Source organism: Clostridium sp. ETTB3 (assembly GCF_053571985.1).
Window position 1 is genome coordinate 633280 of record NZ_CP199832.1, and the last position, 20271, is coordinate 653550.

Annotated in this window: 15 protein-coding genes and 3 pseudogenes; 14 read left to right on the forward strand and 4 right to left on the reverse strand. The window is 26.5% G+C overall.

Going from position 1 to position 20271, the window contains the following annotated elements:
* The first annotated feature begins 148 nt into the window (after positions 1-148).
* Genes ACUN06_RS03135 through ACUN06_RS03145 form a run of 3 tightly spaced genes read left to right on the forward strand, consistent with a single transcriptional unit; the run spans position 149 to position 3172 of the window.
* Positions 149-1405, forward strand: a complete 1257-nt coding sequence (locus tag ACUN06_RS03135) for an ABC transporter substrate-binding protein (protein ID WP_449390086.1) — start codon at positions 149-151, stop codon at positions 1403-1405.
* Positions 1406-1424: 19 nt separating this feature from the next.
* Positions 1425-2288: a carbohydrate ABC transporter permease gene (locus ACUN06_RS03140; RefSeq protein ID WP_294127689.1), complete on the forward strand. Its 864-nt coding sequence runs from the start codon at positions 1425-1427 to the stop codon at positions 2286-2288.
* Positions 2288-3172, forward strand: a complete 885-nt coding sequence (locus ACUN06_RS03145) for a carbohydrate ABC transporter permease (RefSeq protein WP_042397752.1) — start codon at positions 2288-2290, stop codon at positions 3170-3172. Before ACUN06_RS03140 ends, ACUN06_RS03145 begins: the two co-directional genes overlap by 1 nt.
* Before the next feature lie 207 nt (positions 3173-3379).
* On the opposite strand, the pseudogene ACUN06_RS03150 reads toward ACUN06_RS03145, so the two are convergent.
* Positions 3380-3721, reverse strand: a pseudogene (locus tag ACUN06_RS03150) (IS3 family transposase); the annotation flags it as partial.
* Positions 3722-3762: 41 nt separating this feature from the next.
* On the opposite strand from ACUN06_RS03150, the pseudogene ACUN06_RS03155 reads away from it, so the two are divergent.
* The 3 genes and pseudogenes from ACUN06_RS03155 to ACUN06_RS03165 form a co-directional block, all read left to right on the forward strand.
* Positions 3763-4071, forward strand: a pseudogene (locus tag ACUN06_RS03155) (UbiD family decarboxylase); the annotation flags it as partial.
* Between the two features lie 221 nt (positions 4072-4292).
* A complete protein-coding gene (locus ACUN06_RS03160) occupies positions 4293-4463 on the forward strand; it encodes a hypothetical protein (protein WP_291731043.1) in 171 nt (56 codons plus the stop codon).
* A 264-nt stretch (positions 4464-4727) separates the two neighbouring features.
* Positions 4728-5135 (forward strand): hypothetical protein, encoded by a 408-nt coding sequence (locus ACUN06_RS03165; protein WP_291731041.1) that lies wholly within the window; start codon positions 4728-4730, stop codon positions 5133-5135.
* A gap of 600 nt (positions 5136-5735) precedes the next feature.
* Here ACUN06_RS03165 and ACUN06_RS03170 read toward each other — a convergent pair.
* Both ACUN06_RS03170 and ACUN06_RS03175 read right to left on the reverse strand, forming a co-directional pair.
* Positions 5736-6284: a hypothetical protein gene (locus ACUN06_RS03170; RefSeq protein ID WP_291731038.1), complete on the reverse strand. Its 549-nt coding sequence runs from the start codon at positions 6282-6284 to the stop codon at positions 5736-5738.
* A gap of 96 nt (positions 6285-6380) precedes the next feature.
* Positions 6381-7388, reverse strand: coding sequence for a PLP-dependent cysteine synthase family protein (locus tag ACUN06_RS03175; RefSeq protein ID WP_294126457.1), 1008 nt, complete (start codon positions 7386-7388; stop codon positions 6381-6383).
* Positions 7389-7864: 476 nt separating this feature from the next.
* On the opposite strand from ACUN06_RS03175, the gene gltB reads away from it, so the two are divergent.
* The 8 genes and pseudogenes from gltB to ACUN06_RS03215 all read left to right on the forward strand — a co-directional run.
* Positions 7865-12433 (forward strand): glutamate synthase large subunit, encoded by a 4569-nt coding sequence (gltB, locus tag ACUN06_RS03180; RefSeq protein WP_294161197.1) that lies wholly within the window; start codon positions 7865-7867, stop codon positions 12431-12433.
* 11 nt (positions 12434-12444) lie between these two features.
* Positions 12445-13914: a glutamate synthase subunit beta gene (locus ACUN06_RS03185; RefSeq protein WP_294161196.1), complete on the forward strand. Its 1470-nt coding sequence runs from the start codon at positions 12445-12447 to the stop codon at positions 13912-13914.
* A gap of 141 nt (positions 13915-14055) precedes the next feature.
* A complete protein-coding gene (locus tag ACUN06_RS03190) occupies positions 14056-14319 on the forward strand; it encodes a hypothetical protein (RefSeq protein WP_291731033.1) in 264 nt (87 codons plus the stop codon).
* A 324-nt stretch (positions 14320-14643) separates the two neighbouring features.
* Positions 14644-15936, forward strand: coding sequence for an MBL fold metallo-hydrolase (locus ACUN06_RS03195; RefSeq protein WP_291731032.1), 1293 nt, complete (start codon positions 14644-14646; stop codon positions 15934-15936).
* Between the two features lie 636 nt (positions 15937-16572).
* Positions 16573-17244 carry a DUF969 domain-containing protein gene (locus tag ACUN06_RS03200; protein WP_294126462.1) on the forward strand — a complete coding sequence of 224 codons (672 nt, stop codon included), beginning with the start codon at positions 16573-16575 and terminating at the stop codon, positions 17242-17244.
* A 20-nt stretch (positions 17245-17264) separates the two neighbouring features.
* On the forward strand, positions 17265-18194 hold the full coding sequence (locus tag ACUN06_RS03205) for a DUF979 domain-containing protein (RefSeq protein WP_294161194.1): 930 nt from the start codon (positions 17265-17267) through the stop codon (positions 18192-18194).
* Between the two features lie 98 nt (positions 18195-18292).
* Complete coding sequence (gene pcp, locus ACUN06_RS03210; RefSeq protein WP_291731029.1) at positions 18293-18934, forward strand: pyroglutamyl-peptidase I; 642 nt, start codon at positions 18293-18295, stop codon at positions 18932-18934.
* Between the two features lie 150 nt (positions 18935-19084).
* Positions 19085-19282: pseudogene (locus ACUN06_RS03215) on the forward strand (cytidylate kinase family protein); the annotation flags it as partial.
* A gap of 199 nt (positions 19283-19481) precedes the next feature.
* Here the strand turns inward: ACUN06_RS03215 and ACUN06_RS03220 are convergent.
* Positions 19482-20153 carry a cyclic nucleotide-binding domain-containing protein gene (locus ACUN06_RS03220; RefSeq protein WP_291731028.1) on the reverse strand — a complete coding sequence of 224 codons (672 nt, stop codon included), beginning with the start codon at positions 20151-20153 and terminating at the stop codon, positions 19482-19484.
* Positions 20154-20271: the final 118 nt, after the last annotated feature.

Sequence of the window (20271 nt, forward strand, 5' to 3'; positions counted from 1 at the left end):
TATTTCAATATATATTAATTAAAAGATATACTTCAAATAATAAAACTAACATTTAGACATGTTTTAATTACATTAATCTATTTAGAATTATTATAAAAAGTTTTAAAATATAATTATGTAAACGATGTAATAAGAGAGGGATGAGATAATGGGAAAGAAAAAGGTGATAGCAACAATTTTAGTATCAATATCAATGGCAACAACATTATTAACAGGTTGTACAAGTAGTATTGGGATTGATAATAATAGTAAAAAGCAGATAGTGTTCTTTAGTAATAAGATAGAAGCTGTAGATACCTATAATAAACTTGTAGAAAAATTTGAAGCCGAAAATCCAGATATAGATGTAGTTGTTAGTGCACCACCAGATGCAACAACTGTATTAAAGACTAGATTAGTAAAAGGTGATGCACCAGATATTATTTCACTATCAGCAGATAGAAGTTTTGCGGATTTTGTAGATGCTAATATATTAGAAGATTTAAGTGGGAAAATAGATTTTAGTGTTATTGATCCGATTTATAATCAAATGCTAAAGGAGTTGGAAATTGAAAGAGTAGATGGAATTTACGGTGTGCCATATGCATTAAATGCAAGTGGAGTTATATATAATAAAGATATATTTGAGGAATTAGGGTTATCAATACCTAAAACATGGGATGAATTTTTAGGGCTAGCTCAAACTGTACAAGATAATGGTATAACACCGTTTTACTTTACATTAAAGGAGTCATGGACTTCCTTACCTGTATGGAACACTATAGCAAGTACTTTAGTTAGTAGTGATTCTTTTAAGAAGGTAAATAGTAAGGAAACTACATTTAATGAAATTTATTCTGAAACAACAGATAAGATTATGAAGTTAATGAAATATGGACATTCTGACAACTTTGGTGTTGGTTATAATGATGGTAATACAGCATTTGCTAACGGGGAGTCTGCAATGTATTTACAAGGTAGTTATGCAATTCCTGCAATTTTAACTGTAAATCCAGATTTAAATCTAGGAATGTTTCCGTTACCTGCATCTAATAATGAAGAGGAAAATAAATTAGTTTCTGGTGTAGATGTATATTTTGCTATTACTAAAGATTCTAAGAATAAAGAGGAAAGTATAAGGTTTATAAACTTTTTATTAGAAGAAGAAAATGCGAAAACTTATATAGATGAACAAAGTGCATTCTCAGCAGTTAAGGGGGTAGTGCAAGAAGATTCAAAATTTGAAGGGTTTGATGAATTCTTTGAAAATTCAAGGGTTGTTGACTTCCAAGATCATTATTATCCAGCAGAATTACCAGCATCTGATATGATACAAACATATCTTTTAGATGGGGATAAGAACAAGTTCTTAAATAATTTTCAAAAGGAATGGTTAAAGGCAAATAGACAGTATATTAAAGAATAGTATGAAGGGGTGAATAGAAATGAAAAAAAGAGATAGATTTTTCTTGTGTACAATAATACCAATGATTGTTGTATTTTTCTTATTTCACACATTCCCGTTATTAAAAGGGGGAATGTATAGTTTTACTAATTTTAGAGGATTTGGAGATTTTGATTTTATTGGATTAATGAATTTTAAAGATTTATTTACTGATTCAAGGGTGATAAATTCATATATGTTTACCTTTAAATTTGCTATAGTTACAACAATAATAGTAAATTTAATAAGTTTAACATTAGCATTAGCGTTAAATTCAAAAATAAAATTTAAAACTACATTAAGAGGATTATATTTTTTACCTAATATTTTAGGTGGATTAATTGTAGGATATATATTTAATTATATTTTTACATTTATACTTCCAAAGTTAGGTGAAGTTATGGGGAGTGAAGTTCTTAGTAAAAGCATACTTGGTAGTACAAGCTTAGCCTGGATAGCTGTTGTAATTGTAGTTTCGTGGCAATCGATAGCGTTTAATACTATAATTTACATTTCAGGGCTTCAAACAATTCCAGATGATGTTTATGAAGCAAGTGGAATTGATGGAGCAGGGAAATGGCTACAATTTAGAAAGATTACATTCCCTTTAATAGCACCATTCTTTACAATAAATATGGTTTTATGCATGAAAAACTTCTTAATGGTATTTGATCAAATAATGTCCTTAACTGGTGGGGGACCTGCTCAATCGACAGAATCAATTTCTATGCTTATATATAAAGCAGGATTTGGTGGAAGTCAATTTGGATATCAATCAGCAAATTCAGTTGTATATTTTATAGTTATTGTAGTTATATCATTATTCCAAATTAAAGTATTAGAGAAGAGGGAGGTTCAATTATAATGGCTGAGGTAGGTTTAAAATCTAATAATAGAAGTAAAGTAAAAAAAATATCTTTTATAAAGAAGGAAGATGGAAAAGTTAATTTGCCAATTACTATATTACTTATTATTTGTTCATTAACAATATTATTTCCACTTTATATAACTATTGTTATTGCATTTAAGCAACCATCAGAAATGATGGGGAATATATTATCACTTCCGAAGTCATGGAGTTTTAGTAATTTTAAGCAAGCTATTGAGATGACTAATTTCTTTCATACAATAATGAATAGTTTATTTATAACAGCGGGAGCTGTAGTGGTAACTATTGTTACAAATTCATTAGTTGCATATGCTATTGCAAGAAATATGCATAAAAAGTTTTATAAATTTGTATATTTTTATTTTGTAAGTGCAATGTTTGTACCATTTTCAATGTTAATGTTACCACTTGTTAAGCAAGTAAGTTTCTTTAATTTAGATAATAAAGTTGGTATGATAATTCTTTATATGGTATTTGGTATATCAATGAATACATTGCTTTATGTTGGATATTTGAAGAACATTCCGCTTGAATTAGAAGAGGCGGCTTATGTTGATGGTGCTAAACAATGGACTGTATTTTGGAAGATTATATTCCCTTTGTTAAAGCCGATGCATGCAACAGTTGGAATAATGACAGCTCTTTGGGCATGGAATGATGTAATGATGCCACTTGTAATACTAAGTGAGCAAAGTTCAGCAACGTTACCATTAGCACAATATATATTCCAATCAAAATTTGGGACAAACTATAATGTAGCATTTGCTTCATATCTTTTAGCTTTATTACCATTATTAGTATTCTATTTATTTGCTCAAAAATGGATTATAAATGGTGTAACAAAAGGGGCAATAAAATAATTATAAAAATAGAAATGTATAGAGGATAATTTCTGATGAAAAGGAAATTATCCTTTTTGTATTAATTGAGTATTGATAATAACATAAAGATGAAAGAAGTTATAGTTGTATTAAAAATTTTTTATAGAAATCAAAATCCTCCTTTTGAGAGAAATCTATTATATATTATTAGAATTGACTATTAGTGCAATTCTAAACTCTTTTAAATTTTAAAGCTTTAATAACTAAATTATTAGTCACTCTTTTACCGAAAGCATAGCCAATTATTTTTTTAGAATGTAAATCAAGAACTGAAGATAAATAGAACCAACCATCTATATTAGTGTGAATATATGTAATATCTCCTACACATTTTTCATTAATAGAAGTGGTTGTAAAATCTCTTTATAAAACGTTTTCTAGATCTTCTGCTACTTTTTTATTTGAATGAGGTCTATATTTTTTTACAGTTATTGAGTAAAGAGAAAGTTCACTCATATTCCTTTGAACTCTCTTTAAAGATACATTAAAGCCTTCTTTACAAAGTATATAATGAATCATAGGTGCTCCTTATATACCTTTATTTACTTTATATATTCTTATAATAGCTAGCTTTTTCAGAATTAAAAACTGTAATATTAGTTGATGAAGATGTAGATCAATTTGATAGTAATGATGTTTTATGGGCGTTAAATACTAGATATCAAGGAGATGTGGATACAATATTTATTCCAGGTGTAAGATGCCATCCTTTAGATCCTTCACAAAGTCCTGAATATAGTTGGAATATTAGAGATAAGGGAATAATGTGCAAAACTATATTTGATTGTACAGTACCTTATGAATTAAAAGATAAATTTAAGAGAGCTAAGTTTACTGAGGTAGATTTAGAAAAATTTAAAATAGAAGAGTATAAATAGTAAATAATAAATTTTTAATAGTTACTTTAAAATTCATGTAATAGTGTTGTGGATTTGGTCATGAAATCATTATCTTGCTAAGGTTTATATAAAAATGAAATAAGACGATTTATAATGACGAAATAAGACTAACGGTAAATTTAACTATTTAATTTAAAGTTAATATTATAATAATATAAAATTTAAATTATAATGGTTGAAATGTTGCCAGTGGAGGAAACATGAATATAGCTAAAATTTTAATGTATACTTTCAAGATATTGTTAAATGAATCTATAGAAAGAAGTGGAATTGGTAGCTTGGAAACTATAAGTATAAGCGAAAGATTAGATTTGTTAGTTGTTGAGGAACAAAAAGAAATATATAAAAGATACAATTTAGGTGTGGTTTGAAAAATTTAACAAAATACTATATTGAATTAAAAATATTAATTTAATTAAAATACTATATAATTAGTTGTAACTATAAAAGTAATTATAAAAAATCAGTAATGCCATTAAGTTTACCCTATAAATAGTGAGCAAATTTAATGGCATATATTTATTTTATTTAAATTTATAATAAAGTATAAGTATCAATAACTTATTATGAATATTTATTTATATTAGAAAGATAATAATTATATATAAAAATTATAATTATAAAAGGAGATATTTATGAAAAACAAAAGAATAATTGCAATTGGATTAATATTTTTATTAATATTTAGTACTAAATCTTTTGCTGAAGAAAATAAGCCAGAATCTAATGCTATATTTATGGGGATTGTAGAGGAAGTACAAAAAAATACAGGTGAAAATACTATAAATATAAAGGTTAAGGGATATTTAAAGGGAATAAAAGTTATAAATCAAGAATTAGTGGCAATAGTAAGTGAAGACACATTAATAATACCTAATGAATGCCCTAAAGAAGGTGAAGAGCCAAATATAAAAAGGGTTAATATAAAGGAATTTAATATTGAAAAAGGAGATACTGTATTTTTAATATTAAGTGAAGCAATGACTAAGAGTACACCTCCACAAGCTATTACAAAGGCCATTCAAAAAGCTGATAAAAATTAATTTTAAAAATATGTAACTATAATTTGTTATTTACATATATTATATTATAAATAATAATTTTAATAAGAAAAATTAAGTCCGCTCACTAATTTTTATGTTAAATAATAATTTATATCCTCCATATAAAAGTAAGTTATTTAAGTTGCAAAGAATGTAAATTGGAATTAGTGCTTAAAAGAGGGGTGTTGCATTAAGAATAAATACTACAATATATTGTGTATAAAAATTTTAGTGCGACAGCCCCTTAATTTTATTAAAAAAGTATTATAAGTTAATTTTAATTACAATGTGGAACATTATCTTGTATTAACTTAACAAAGTTATCCGAAGTTACAATTTTAACTTTAGGATTTTTATTTAACTTAGTTATAACATCATTAACATTATCCATTGTATTACTCTAAACATGAACATATACGAATGTATAAGAATTAGGATTTTAATTTTCATTAGTGTATTCCAATTAAAATAATATTTACTATATTTAAAATAGAAAAAATGTATAAGTTCATTTAATAAATTTAATTAAAAAATTAATTTAAGCAATAACGGAAAATGAACTCCAAATATATATGACAAAGGAGTTCATTTAAAATTTAACTATTTAATTCCTAATTTATCTTTAGCATCATCATATAAATTTTTTAAATCTAATCTAGCATTATGAGCATCTAAAGTTAAAGATCTTAATCCTTTAACTACTTCATCTTTAGATAAAGTTGCATAATCTTTAGCCTTTTCTCCAAAGGAACCAATGTAATCATCAACAGCAATAATAGCTTTATCAGTAGCAGTAATCATTTCTTGATTATACTTATCAACTTCATCATTTCCTTTAATAACATTATTTTCTAAATCAGATTTAAATGCTTCTAAATTTCTTTTTAATTGACCATAATCATCATTATATACAGTTATAAATTCATCATATGAACCATCATAAGTAAAATTATCTAAAAATACATCATAGTTAGTATCTAAATCTGAATTGTTAAAATAATAATTATATCGTTCTGTTAAATAATCATAATACTCTTGGTTTGTTGGAGGATTTTTCTTATCAGCAGTTTTATCACTACCACATCCAACTAATCCAAATAAAAGCAAACCTAATAATAATATTGATATTGTTTTAAATTTTTCTTTCATATTTAAACATCTCCTAAAATTAGTTTCTAATATTAGTTTGCTTAAGGTTAGTTAGTTGTATTCATAAATAAAAATATAATTTACTTTTGTAATATATTATAGGGATTTAATATCAAGAAGTTGTATATTAGGTGAAATATAGTCTTCTTTTATAGGTTCTTTATTCATTAAATCAGTTGAAAGATATTTTTTATTATCATCGGCAAAAACAGTTACTGCTACAGAATTTATACTGTTAAGTTCTAATGCTTTTACAGTTCCAATAAAGTTAGCACCTGAGGAAATACCAACACCAAGTCCTAATTCTCTAGAAAGTTTTTGAGCCATTATTATGGAATCACCATCATCAACACTAATAATATTATCTAATCTATTTAAATCTAAGATTGGAGGGATAAATTCATCAGATATACCTTGAATTCTATGATGACCAGTATGAGTGCCAGTTGATAATGTTGGTGATGAAGAAGGCTCTAGTGGATAGGCTTTTAAATGATGATTTTTTTCTTTTAAGTATTTATAAATACCCATTATTGTACCACCAGTACCTACACCTGCAACTAATATTGATGGAGTTAAGTGATGATGTTTTAATGTATTGTATATTTCAGGTGCTGTTGAATAATAATGAGAATATGTGTTATCTATATTAGAAAATTGTTGAGGAAGAAATATATTAGGACAATTATTCTTGCATTGATTTATTAAATCTATACATTTTAAAAAACCACCAGATTCTTTTGAAACTAAATGAAGTTTAGCATTATAGCTTTCTAGAAGTTTAATTCGTTCAGAACTCATCCAATCAGGCATATAAATATGAACATTATATCCTAAATATGTTCCAATAGCAGCAAATGATATTCCTGTATTACCACTTGTTGCTTCTAAAATAAGATCTTCATCATGTAACTGTTTTTTTATATAAGCCTTTTTTAGCATATATAGTGCAATTCTATCTTTTATACTACCTGTTAAATTATAATATTCCAACTTGGCATAAATTTTCATGTTTTTTTGATTATATCTAAATGAAATTTCTATTAAAGGAGTATGGCCAATTAGATCTTCTAAATCATTAATTTTTTTAAGTACATCTTTCATAATAACCTCTAAAATAATATTAATATATAGTTAATATATGATATGAGTTTTAATTTAGGAATATAATGGTAAATAAATAAGTTTATTAAATGTAAAATAAAGGGATTGAAAATATAAATTTCATTTTATGTTTTTATTAAAATATAAATATTATTAATTTATAAAATGTAAAATAACATATTATCAAAAAAAAATGTTCATGAATATATTTTAGATAAATTTTCTGGTGAAAGTATATAAAGATATTAACAAAAAATTGAAATTATATTTAAAGTTGTATATAATGAAAATAATATAAAAATTGTATTAAAATAGAAAAGAGATTTTTTGCAAAAAGTTTATTTCATATTTTGTTTTCAATTAATAGTTTTAGTAAAGTTTATTAAGCAATGGGGCTTACTAAATAGATATTTACTTTAAATTAGAAAACAACAGATACATTTATAAATAAATTATAAATAAAGGAGCGCTATATTATGAATGAAAATAGGGGGCTATACAATAGCAGTTTTGAGCATGATGCATGTGGAATTGGTGCTGTAGTTAATATTAAGGGCGAAAAATCTAATAAGGTTATAAATGATGCTTTAGATATTTTAGAAAATTTAAAGCATAGGGGTGGTACTGGAGCAGATGAAAATACTGGTGATGGTGCAGGAATATTAATTCAAATACCACATTATTTTTTTAAAAAAGTATGTAATGAAGCTAATGTTAATTTACCTAATCAAGGGAGTTATGCAATAGGGACATTATTTTTGCCAAAAGAACAAGAAAGAAAAGAATTAGCATTAAATATAATTAATACAGTTTTAAAAGAAGGAAAATATTCAATTATCTTATTAAGAGATGTTCCTATAAATTATAAGGGGATTGGAAAGGCTGCTTTAGAATCAATGCCTACAATTATGCAAATCATAATAAATAAGCCTGAAGGTATAAATAATTCTAAAGATTTTGAGAGAGAGCTTTATATATTAAGAAGAAATATTGAAAAAAAGTTTAATGAGGAAAAACAATTAAAGGATTGCAGTACATATATTGCATCACTTTCATCTAAAACAATAGTTTACAAAGGTATGTTACTATCAACTCAAGTTAGAGAATTTTATAATGATTTATTAGATGAGGATGTTACATCTGCTATTGCATTAGTTCATTCAAGATATTCTACTAATACATTTCCAAGCTGGGAAAGAGCACATCCTAATAGAATGATGGTTCATAATGGTGAAATAAATACATTAAGAGGAAATGTTAATAAGATTTATTCAAGGGAAGCATCTATTACATCAAAGGTTTTTGGAGATAGATTAAATCAAGTTTTACCTATAATTAATAAAGAAGGCTCTGATTCAGCAACGTTTGATAATGTGTTAGAGTTTTTATACATGGGGGGAAGGGATTTAGAAAGAGCAATATTAATGTTAATTCCAGAACCTTGGGAAAAAGCAGAAGATATAGATATGGATAAAAAAGCTTTTTATAAATATAATTCAACAATAATTGAACCGTGGGATGGACCAGCTTCAATAGTATTTACAGATGGTGATAAAGTTGGTGCTGTTTTAGATAGAAATGGTTTAAGACCATCAAGATATTATATAACAAATGATGATTATCTTTTTTTAGCTTCAGAAACTGGAGCAGTTGAAATTGATGAATCAAGAATAATAAGAAAAGAAAGATTAGAGCCAGGTAAAATTTTATTAGTTGATACAGTGAAGGGTAAATTGATAGAAGATTCAGAAGTAAAGAAAAAATATAGTTTGGAGAATCCATATCAAGAATGGTTAGATGAAAGATTAACACCTTTAAAAAATATAGAAATTAAAAATTATAAGCAAGAATTTATGGATAAAGATAAAAGGGTTACTTATCAAAAAGCTTTTGGTTATGGATATGAAGATTTAAAAACTAATATTTTTGAAATGGCACAAAATATGCATGAACCAATGGCTGCTATGGGAATAGATACTCCACTTGCAGCATTATCATTAAAAGAACAGCCATTATTTAATTATTTCAAACAATTATTTGCACAAGTTACTAATCCACCTATAGATGCAATAAGAGAAGAAATTATAACTTCTACAAATGTTTATTTAGGTTCTAAGGGAAATATATTAGATGATTGTCCTGAAAGTTGTAGACAAATAGAAATAGTAAATCCAATTATTAATGATGAAGATTTAGAAAAAATAAAATTATTAAATGGACAAGGATATAAAATAAGTACATTAGATATTACTTTTGATATTACAAAGGAAAACAGTTTAGAAATATCATTAAAATATTTATGTAGGGAAGCACTTCAATTAATTAGGGAAGGAACAAATGTAATTATATTATGTGATAAATTTGTTGATGAAAATAATGCACCTATTCCTTCATTATTAGCAGTTTCTGCAGTAAATAATTATTTAATTAAGAAAGGGGCTAGAAGCTTAGCAGATATTATTATTGAAACTGGAGAAGCAAGGGAGGTACATCATTTTGCTACACTTTTAGGATATGGAGCAACAGCTGTTAATCCGTACTTAGCATATCAAAGTATTTATCAATTAGTTGAAGATGGATTAATTACAGTTCCTTTTGAAAAGGCTACTGATAATTATGATAAAGCTGTTGTAAAGGGGATAACAAAAATACTTTCTAAAATGGGAATATCATCTATTAGATCATATCAAGGAGCACAAATTTTTGAAGCGTTAGGTATAGATGAATCAGTGATAAATAAGTATTTTGAAAATACAGTAAGTAGAATTGGTGGATTAACGTTAAAAGATATAGAAAAGGAAATATTACAAAAGCATCAAAAGGCATATGACAAGAGATTAAGACAAATTAATTTTGATTTAGATAATTTTGGTAGAGATAAATTGAGAAGTGATGGAGAAATGCACTTATATAATCCAATAAGTATTTATAAGTTACAACAAGCAACTAAAACTGGTGATTATAAAAAGTTTAAGGAATATTCTTCATTAATAATAAAAGAAGAAGAAGGATTAACTTTAAGAGGGTTATTAGATTTTGAGTTTGCAGAAAATCCTATACCATTAGAAGAAGTAGAACCAGCATCTGAAATTGTAAAGAGATTTAAAACTGGTGCAATGTCATATGGGTCAATTTCTAAGGAAGCACATGAAACACTTGCTATAGCAATGAATAGATTAGGTGGAAAATCTAACACTGGTGAAGGTGGAGAAGATAAAGAAAGATGGATTCCATTAAATAATGGAGATTCTAAAAGATCTAAAATAAAACAAATAGCATCAGGTAGATTTGGTGTTACTTCAGAATATTTAGTTAATGCAGATGAGTTGCAAATAAAAATGGCTCAAGGAGCAAAACCAGGGGAGGGTGGTCAGTTACCTGCATCAAAAGTATATCCTTGGATTGCTAAAACAAGACATTCAACTACAGCAGTTGAGCTTATTTCACCACCACCACATCATGATATTTATTCAATAGAAGATTTAGCACAACTTATATATGACTTAAAAAATTCTAATATTTATGCTGATATTTCTGTAAAATTAGTTGCAGAAGCAGGTGTTGGAACAGTTGCTGCAGGAGTTGCTAAGGCTGGAGCTGATGTAATATTAATATCAGGTTATGATGGAGGTACAGGAGCATCTCCTAAAACTTCAATTCAGCATGCTGGTATACCATGGGAATTAGGATTAGCAGAAGCGCATCAAACACTTGTTATGAATGATTTAAGAGATAGGGTTAGAGTAGAAACTGATGGTAAACTTATGACTGGAAGGGATGTTGCAATAGCAGCTTTATTAGGAGCAGAAGAATTTGGATTTGCAACAGCTCCTCTTGTATCATTAGGATGTGTAATGATGAGAGTATGTAATTTAGATACTTGTCCAGTTGGAATTGCAACTCAAAATAAGGAGCTTAGAAAGAGATTTTCAGGAAAACCAGAGTATGTTGTAAATTTCATGGAATTTATTGCAGAAGAATTAAGAGAATACATGGCTAAACTTGGATTTAGAAGCATAGATGAAATGATTGGAAGAGTAGATAAATTAAAGAAAAAAGAAAATCTTGATAATTGGAAGGCTAAAAGAGTTGATTTATCATTAATTTTAAATAAATCACAAGTTAATTCCACAAATGGAGTTAAATTTAATAAAAATAAGAAGTTTAATCATAAACTTGATGAAGTTAAGGATTCTACTATTCTTTTAAAATTAGCAAAGCCAGCTTTAGAAAATAAGGAAAATGTAAAAATAAATATTGATATTTTTAATACAGATAGAACGTTTGGAACTATATTAGGTTCAGAAATTACAAGAAGATATAAAACAGAAGGATTACCAGAAGATACAGTTTGGGTTAAAGGTAAAGGGACTGCAGGACAAAGTTTTGGAGCATTTATACCTAATGGATTAACTTTAGAAGTTGAAGGTGATGGTAATGATTATGTTGGTAAGGGATTATCTGGCGGAAAGATAATAGTTTATCAGCCTAAAGATAGTAAAATAAAAGCAAATGAAAATATTATAATTGGTAATGTTGCGTTATATGGAGCTACATCAGGAAAAGCATTCTTTAGTGGTGTTGTTGGAGAAAGATTTTGTGTAAGAAATTCAGGAGCTATATCTGTTGTTGAAGGGTGTGGAGCTCATGGATGTGAATATATGACTGGTGGAAAAGCAGTTGTATTAGGTGAAACAGGAATTAACTTTGCAGCAGGTATGAGTGGGGGAATTGCTTATGTTTTAGATGAAAGTGGAAATTTTGATTCTAAGGTAAATAAGGAAATGGTTATTATTGAAAGCTTAGATAAAGATGATATTAATTTCTTAAAAGAAGTAATAAATGAACACAAAAAACTCACTAAGTCTGTTAAAGCAAAGGAAGTTATTGATAATTTTGATTTATATATAGCTAAGATTAAAAAGGTTATTCCAAAGGATTACAAGGAAGTTTTAGAACTTGTTAAAAGTAATGAAGAAAAGGGAGTTACTAAAGAGCAGTCTTTAGTAAATGCTTTTTATGAAAAGACAGGAAAGACTATGTAAGGAGGGGGATTATGGGGAAAGCAACAGGTTTCATGGAGTTTAATAGAAAAAATTGTAATAGGGAAAATCCATTAAGTAGAGTGAATCATTGGAATGAGTTTGAAGTACCTCTTACAGAAGAAGAAAGAAGAGAGCAAGGGGCAAGATGTATGGATTGTGGAGTTCCATTTTGTCAATCTGGTGTAATATTAAATGGTATGGCTACAGGATGCCCCCTTCATAATCTTATTCCTGAATGGAATAACTTAATATATTTAGATAAGTGGGAATTGGGATTGGAAAGACTTTTAAAAACAAGTAATTTTCCAGAATTTACATCTAGGGTATGTCCTGCATTATGTGAAAATGCATGTACTTGTGGGTTAAATGGAGAATCTGTAACAGTTAAAGCAAATGAAAAGTATCTTATTGAAAAAGGATTTACTGAAGGGAAAATTAAGGCTAATCCACCTAAAATAAGAACTGGTAAAAAAGTAGCTATAATTGGTTCAGGGCCATCAGGTCTTGCATCTGCTGATATTTTAAATAAATTAGGACATAATGTTACTGTATATGAAAGAGAAGATTATGTTGGTGGTCTTATGATGTATGGTATTCCTAATATGAAATTAGAAAAGAATATTATAGAAAGAAGAGTTAATATTCTTAAGGAAGAAGGGGTAATATTTAAAACCTGTATTAACGTTGGGATAGATGTAAGGTATAGCAAATTACAAAAGGAATATGATGCAATAATAGTTGCAATTGGTGCATCTAAGCCAAGAGATTTAAAAGTACCAGGAAGAGAACTTAATGGAATTCATTTTGCAGTAAGATATTTAACTAATAACACAAAAAGAATAGTAGGTTCTCAGTTTAATAAGGGTTCTGATATTTTAGCTACTAATAAAGATGTAATAGTAATTGGTGGTGGAGATACTGGAACAGATTGTGTTGGAACAGCTATTAGGCAAGGAGCTAAATCTGTAAATCAATTTGAAATAATGGGAAAACCATTAAAATCACGAGGTAAAAATAATCCATGGCCGGAGTATGCAAGGGTATTAAAAATTGATTATGGTCAAGAAGAATATATTGAAATGTTTGGACATGATCCAAGAAGATACTTAACAAGTGTTAAAGAATTCTATGGGGATGAAAATGGAAATGTTAAGTCTTTAAAAACTGTTGATGTACAATTGATTAAAGGTGAGGATGGAAGAATGAATCTTAAAGAAGTAGAAAATTCAGAAAAGATATGGAATGCAGATTTAGTATTAATAGCAATGGGATTTACAGGAGTTGAAGATTATATAGCAAATGATTTAGGTGTTGATTTAAATAAAAGAGGAAGTATACATGCAAATGATATAAATTATAAAACATCTAAGGAAAAGGTATTTGTAGCAGGGGATGCAAGAAGAGGTCCTTCGTTAGTCGTTTGGGGAATAACTGAAGGAAGAAAGGTTGCATTAGCAGTTGATAATTATTTAATGAAGTAGTTTAAATAAAGTATGAAAAGCAATAATTAATTGTTTATATAAATGATTAATTATTGCTTTATTTTTGAAATGTTAACAATTTCATAAAATGTGATATAATATGAATAAGCTATAAAATTTTGAGATGAATTTGGAGGATATATGGAAAATATATTAACAGAAATAGAAAGAGAAAATAATATTAGAGAAATATTTTTAAACATTTTTAAAGAAGATGGTGTTTCAAAAGAAGAACTTGAAAATGCCATTTGCGAATCATATCGTAAAGAGGGAATTAAATGTGATACAATAAAAGATATTCCAATAAAGGAAATGAAAGAAGCTATAACTGAATGTTGTGAAGCAGCAGGCTTAGCTTTTGAAACATTTGATGATATTTTAGATTATTTTTATAAAAATAACTAAGTTTAAATGTGAAATAAGTAATTTTTTATCTTAAGATAAAAATAAATGTGATTAAATAAACTATTTTAAAATTTATTATAATTAAACACAAAGTATTTATTTTAGTTTTTATAAATGGCTTAAAACTGAAAATTATAAAAATAAAAAGCTATAAAGGTTATTTTCCTATGCAGTTTTTTAGTTAAAATCATTAGTTATATGAACTTTTATTATTAATATATAAGTTAATGGATTATTTAGGGCATTGAAATTAAAATGGAATAAGATATGATATAAGTATAAGTAAATGATAAAAAGTATACAAGTGATAAGGAGTATATAAGCATGATGAAGAATAAAAAGACAAAAATAACATTTCATAGTGGAGTATTAACAATTGGTGGAACAATAATTGAAATAGAATATGAAGATAGTCATATTTTCTTTGATTTTGGAAGTGAATTTAATCCATCAGCAAGTGTGCAACCCTCAGATTTACAAGGGTTATTAGATAATAATTTAGTACCGTATTTAGATAATATTTTTGATACTAAAATACCATTAAAAGGGTATAAGTCAAAAGAAAATAAATTTAAATATACTGCAGTTTTTCTATCACATATACATTTAGATCATTCTAAAATAGTAAATTATTTAAGACCAGAAATACCACTATATACATTAGAGGGAACAAAATCATTAATAAATACGTTAAATATTAATGATAATTTCATTTTTCCTTTATATCAAAAGCAAGGTTCTAATACAAGAGAAGTTACTGGAGTTAAAGAAAATGAAATTGTTACAGTTGGTAAGATAAAAGTAAAGGTTATGCCAGTTGATCATGATGCTTATGGAGCTTGTGGATTATTAATAGAAACTCCAGAAATGAAAATAGCTTATTCTGGAGATTTAAGACTTCATGGATATAGAGAAAAGGATACATTGAATTTTTGCAAAGAAAGTAAAAATTGTGATGTATTATTAATTGAAGGGGTAAGTGTTTCATTTAAAGAATATGATGATGAGTTAGAAGAAGTAGAAACAATTAATGAAAATGAACTTATTGAAAAGATTAATAATATAGTAAAAAGTAATATAGAAAAGCAAATAACATTTAATTATTATATTTCAAATATTGAGAGGATTTTAAATATAATAAAAACTAATCCAAGAACAGTAGTATTAAGTGCTTATAACTCATATGTAATAAAAGAGGCAATCGGAGTTGAAACGTATTATTATCAATTAGATGACAAAGATTATGGATTAAATAAAAATTTAAAAATAGATTTTGAAGAGTTGTTAAATGATGAAAATAAGTATTTTTGGCAATTAGATGAATTGGCGTTAAAGTATATTAATAAATTAAAAAAAGGTGGAGTTTATATACATACAGATGCAACTCCATTAGGTGATTTTGATCCTAATTTTAAGCCGTTTGTAAAGAATTTTGAAGATAATGATATAAAGTTTAATATTGTTAAATGTACTGGACATGCAAGACCACTGGATTTAATAAAAATAATTAATTTAATTTCTCCAAAATTATTAGTTCCAATTCATTCTTATCGCCCAGAAAAGCTTTATAATGAAAATGGAGATATACTTTTACCTAAAAAGGGACAAATAATATAAAATAAAGATAATATTTATTTTACATTGAGAATATATTTAAACAAAGTATTTATGAGAGGTTGAGTATGATATTTAATATTATATTATTTATACTACTTTTATTATTAATTTTAGGGTTATTAGTATATATATTGGAGATAATTCCTTAATAAAATAATATAATTTATTAAATAGGTTAATACGGCAGTGCAAATTTTTCAATTGATAGTTTGTATTTATAAAAAAATATAAAAGTAATAAAACTTAAGCTTAGGATAGTTACTAAATTTAGTATACATCCTAAGCTTAAGTTTTGTTTTAAGTGAAACAGTATTTTGAAATTTATAAATTATATATTTAAAATTTAGTTTAATTTAAAATTAAAATAATTATATTTTTAATTATAGATATTAAGGTTTTAATATTAGAATGTGAAACTATAATATAGTAAATTTTGTTTAAGGCTAAAAATTTTATGTATAACAATATAATGATTTATAAATAATTATATTGCTATTTTATTAATAAAACTGTTATAATATTAAATAAATTATATAAAAATATATAAAAAAATACATAAGGTATAAAATTCTTGTAGACAAACATAGAAAAAAAAGAGTATAAATATATTATAAAGAAAATTTGGAGGGAGATAAAATGGTACTAATTGGAATTTTTGTGGTGATAGTAGGATTTGCATTAAAATTAGATAGTATTGCTGTAATAATAATATCAGCACTTACTACAGGTTTTGCAGCACATATGGATATTACTGAAATATTATCAATACTTGGTAAAACATTTGTTAATCAAAGATTAATAACTATTTTTATATTAACTTTACCTATAATAGGTATATCAGAAAGATATGGATTAAAAGAGAAAGCAGTTGAATTAATTAAAAATATAAAAAATCTTTCAACAGGAAAGCTTTTAACACTTTATTGTTTAATAAGACAAATTGCTGGAGCTATGTCATTAAGAATAAGTGGACATCCTCAATTTGTTAGACCTTTAATAAATCCAATGGCTCAAGGTGCAGCTATAAGTAAATATGGTGAAATAGATAAAAAATATGAAGATAAGATTAAAGCAGCAGCAGCATCTATGGATAACTATGGTAATTTTTATGGTCAAAATCTTTTCTTAGCAAGTAGTGGAGTTTTATTAATTTCTAATACATTAAGTGATTTAGGATATGCAACAACAGGATTAGAGATAGCAAAAGCATCAGTTCCTGTAGCAGTAATTGCATTTATATTAGTAATTATTCAAAATATTATCCTTGATAAGCAATTAGAAAGAACATTTGGAAAAAGAAATAAATAGTTACAAAGGAGAAAAGACATATGGATTTTAAAGCAATTTCTAATATATTATTAGAAATATTCTACATAATAATTGGAATTATGATGTTAAATACAGCTTTATTAACATTAAAAGATAAAAATCATAAGGCTAAAATAGGAACGACTTTATTTTGGGCATTATTAGGATTTATATTTATATTTGGCCCATATATACCATCAGTTATTGTTGGTGGAATATTAGTTGTCATTGCAGTGCTTACTTTAACTAAGCAAGTAAAAACAGGAAATATTAAGACTTTAAATGAAAAGTTTGGAGAAGAGCAAGCTAAAAAGTTAGGATTAAAGATATTTATACCATCATTAGTTATAGCTTTAGTAGCCTTAGGAATTGCACAATTTACACCAATTTCAGGAACTGCAGCAATAGGGGTTGCATCTATTGTAGCAATGATAGTAACATTTATTATTACAAAAGCTAAGCCAGTAGCTCTTGTTGAAGAATCTGATAGAATGATTCAATCAGTAGGACCGGTAGGAATATTACCACAATTATTAGCAGCACTTGGAGCTGTATTTACAGCAGCTGGTGTTGGAGATGTAATTTCTTCTGGTATATCAAGTGTATTACCACAGGGTAATGTATTTATAGGTGTTACTGCATATTGTGTGGGTATGGCATTATTTACAATGATAATGGGTAATGCATTTGCTGCATTTTCAGTAATAACTGTTGGAGTTGGTATACCATTCGTATTTGCACAAGGAGCTAATGTAGCTATTGCTGGATCTTTAGCATTAACAGCAGGATATTGTGGAACATTATTAACACCAATGGGAGCTAACTTTAATGTTATGCCAGCAGCTTTACTTGAAATTGATGATAAAAATGCAATAATAAGACATCAAGCACCAGTAGCTATAGGTTTATTAATTACTCATATTTTATTAATGTATTTCTTAGCATTTTAATTTAGTTAATAAATATATATAATAGTATTAAAAATATAATTGTTTTATTTAAAATAATTATATTTATAAAATAAGATGAAATTTTAAGGAGAAAAAATATGAAAGTATTAATAACTGGATTTGATCCATTTGGAGGAGAAAATATAAACCCAGCATTAGAAGCTGTTAAATTATTACCAGACAATATTTCAGATGCTGAAGTAATTAAGATTGAAATACCAACGGTATTTAGAAAGTCATTAGAAAAAATTAATGAAGAAATAGAAAAATATAATCCTGATATAGTAATATCAATAGGTCAAGCTGGAGGAAGATTTGATATTACTCCAGAAAGAGTTGCAATTAATTTAGATGATGCAAGAATAGCAGATAATGAAGGTAAGCAACCTATAGATATATCAATATATGAAGATGGTGAACCAGCATATTTTTCTAACCTACCAATAAAAGCAATGGTTAATGAAATTAAAGAAGGTGGATTACCTGCATCAGTTTCAAACACAGCAGGAACTTTTGTATGTAACCATGTTATGTATCACTTATTATACTTAGTTGATAAGAAGTACCCTAATATGAAAGCTGGATTTATACATGTTCCATATATACCAGCTCAAGTTATAGATAAACCAGGAAAGCCATCAATGAGCATAGCTGATATTAGTAAGGGACTAGAATTAGCAATAAAAGCAGCTATTGAAAATAAAAATGATATTAATGCTGTTGGAGGAGCTATTTGTTAATAAATAAAAATATATATAGTAATTTATAACATAATAATAAATATTAAACTAGTTATAAGTAAAATATATTTTAAAGTAAGGAGCTTTTATTCTTAGGAGTAAAGGCTCTTTTTTCTTGAACAAAAGCACTAAAAATAAGGAGCAGATTATGTTTTAAGAGATAATAAAAATGCAATAAAAATATTTGTCCATGCAAATGATGAAGAATGTATACTTAGAGAAATGAAAAGATTGGGTATGGAAAGAAAAGAGGCTGAAGAGTGGATAAATAAGACCAAATATATAGGTGAATTTATTATAGATATCATACAGGACAAAAATGGAGAGATGCTGAAAATTATGATTTAATTTTAAATACATCTAGATTTTCTTATGATGAATGTGTAGAAATTATTAAAATGTATATAAAGTTTATTCAGGAAAGATAGTAAAATGGGGAAGCTCATTAAAATAAATACTGCAATATATCTTGTTGATTTTTATTATAAAAATAATTAATATGTATAAAATTTTAGTGAGAACCCCTTTATATTATATTAGATTTTATTTATGTAATAATTGAATTAGAAGCAATACTTTCTAAATAGCCTCTGTCTATAATTTTATATGATTTTCCATTTTTAGATAACTTATTTGTATTACAAAATAAATTAATAATCCTTAGTAAGTGCCTATAGCTTGTGCATAAAAGTTCTGCACATTCTGTTAAGTTATAAGAAAAAATACCATTGTTTTCTGATTTTAATATAAAGGAAGCTAATCTACTCTCTAATGATTCATAAAGATTAATACAAGTATTATTATTCATATAACTTAGTTTATCGCCTAAGTTTTGACAAATATATCTTAAAAATACTATGTCATTTAAAAGAAGGTCTCTATATTGCATAGATATACCTATGCAATATGTTTTACAAGTAGCTTGGACTGATGCTGTAGGAGGTTTATTCCATAAGCTACAAGTTTCACCTATAATTTGAAATGAATTAAAAAGTGATAAAGACATTATTTTTCCAGAAGTTGAATGAGAAAAAACTTTTAATTTACCATTTACTAAAAAAAATAAATAATCGGAACATTCTCCCTCATTAATTAGAAAATCCCCCTTTTCTAGAGAGAACAGTTCTAATAGATTACTTATATCTTGAGAAAAAAGTCTGGAAATTCCAGTTGTAGAAATGTATTTATCTAGCAAATCTTTGTTTTTAACAATTATCATAAGGCCTCCAAACGAGTAAGTTAATTAACAATAATATTATTCTAGTTACATTTATGATTTTAACATAATGAAAAATATATAACAATAAGATGAAATGCGAATGAGAAATAATTATTTC

Coding starts and splice junctions, on each gene's coding strand:
- ACUN06_RS03195 (WP_291731032.1), top strand. CDS start 14,644: ATGATGAAGAATAAAAAGACAAAAATAACATTTCATAGTGGAGTATTA.
- ACUN06_RS03170 (WP_291731038.1), bottom strand. CDS start 6,284: ATGAAAGAAAAATTTAAAACAATATCAATATTATTATTAGGTTTGCTT.
- ACUN06_RS03135 (WP_449390086.1), top strand. CDS start 149: ATGGGAAAGAAAAAGGTGATAGCAACAATTTTAGTATCAATATCAATG.
- ACUN06_RS03220 (WP_291731028.1), bottom strand. CDS start 20,153: ATGATAATTGTTAAAAACAAAGATTTGCTAGATAAATACATTTCTACA.
- ACUN06_RS03175 (WP_294126457.1), bottom strand. CDS start 7,388: ATGAAAGATGTACTTAAAAAAATTAATGATTTAGAAGATCTAATTGGC.
- ACUN06_RS03165 (WP_291731041.1), top strand. CDS start 4,728: ATGAAAAACAAAAGAATAATTGCAATTGGATTAATATTTTTATTAATA.
- ACUN06_RS03190 (WP_291731033.1), top strand. CDS start 14,056: ATGGAAAATATATTAACAGAAATAGAAAGAGAAAATAATATTAGAGAA.
- ACUN06_RS03200 (WP_294126462.1), top strand. CDS start 16,573: ATGGTACTAATTGGAATTTTTGTGGTGATAGTAGGATTTGCATTAAAA.
- ACUN06_RS03160 (WP_291731043.1), top strand. CDS start 4,293: ATGAATATAGCTAAAATTTTAATGTATACTTTCAAGATATTGTTAAAT.
- pcp (WP_291731029.1), top strand. CDS start 18,293: ATGAAAGTATTAATAACTGGATTTGATCCATTTGGAGGAGAAAATATA.
- ACUN06_RS03185 (WP_294161196.1), top strand. CDS start 12,445: ATGGGGAAAGCAACAGGTTTCATGGAGTTTAATAGAAAAAATTGTAAT.
- ACUN06_RS03140 (WP_294127689.1), top strand. CDS start 1,425: ATGAAAAAAAGAGATAGATTTTTCTTGTGTACAATAATACCAATGATT.
- ACUN06_RS03205 (WP_294161194.1), top strand. CDS start 17,265: ATGGATTTTAAAGCAATTTCTAATATATTATTAGAAATATTCTACATA.
- gltB (WP_294161197.1), top strand. CDS start 7,865: ATGAATGAAAATAGGGGGCTATACAATAGCAGTTTTGAGCATGATGCA.
- ACUN06_RS03145 (WP_042397752.1), top strand. CDS start 2,288: ATGGCTGAGGTAGGTTTAAAATCTAATAATAGAAGTAAAGTAAAAAAA.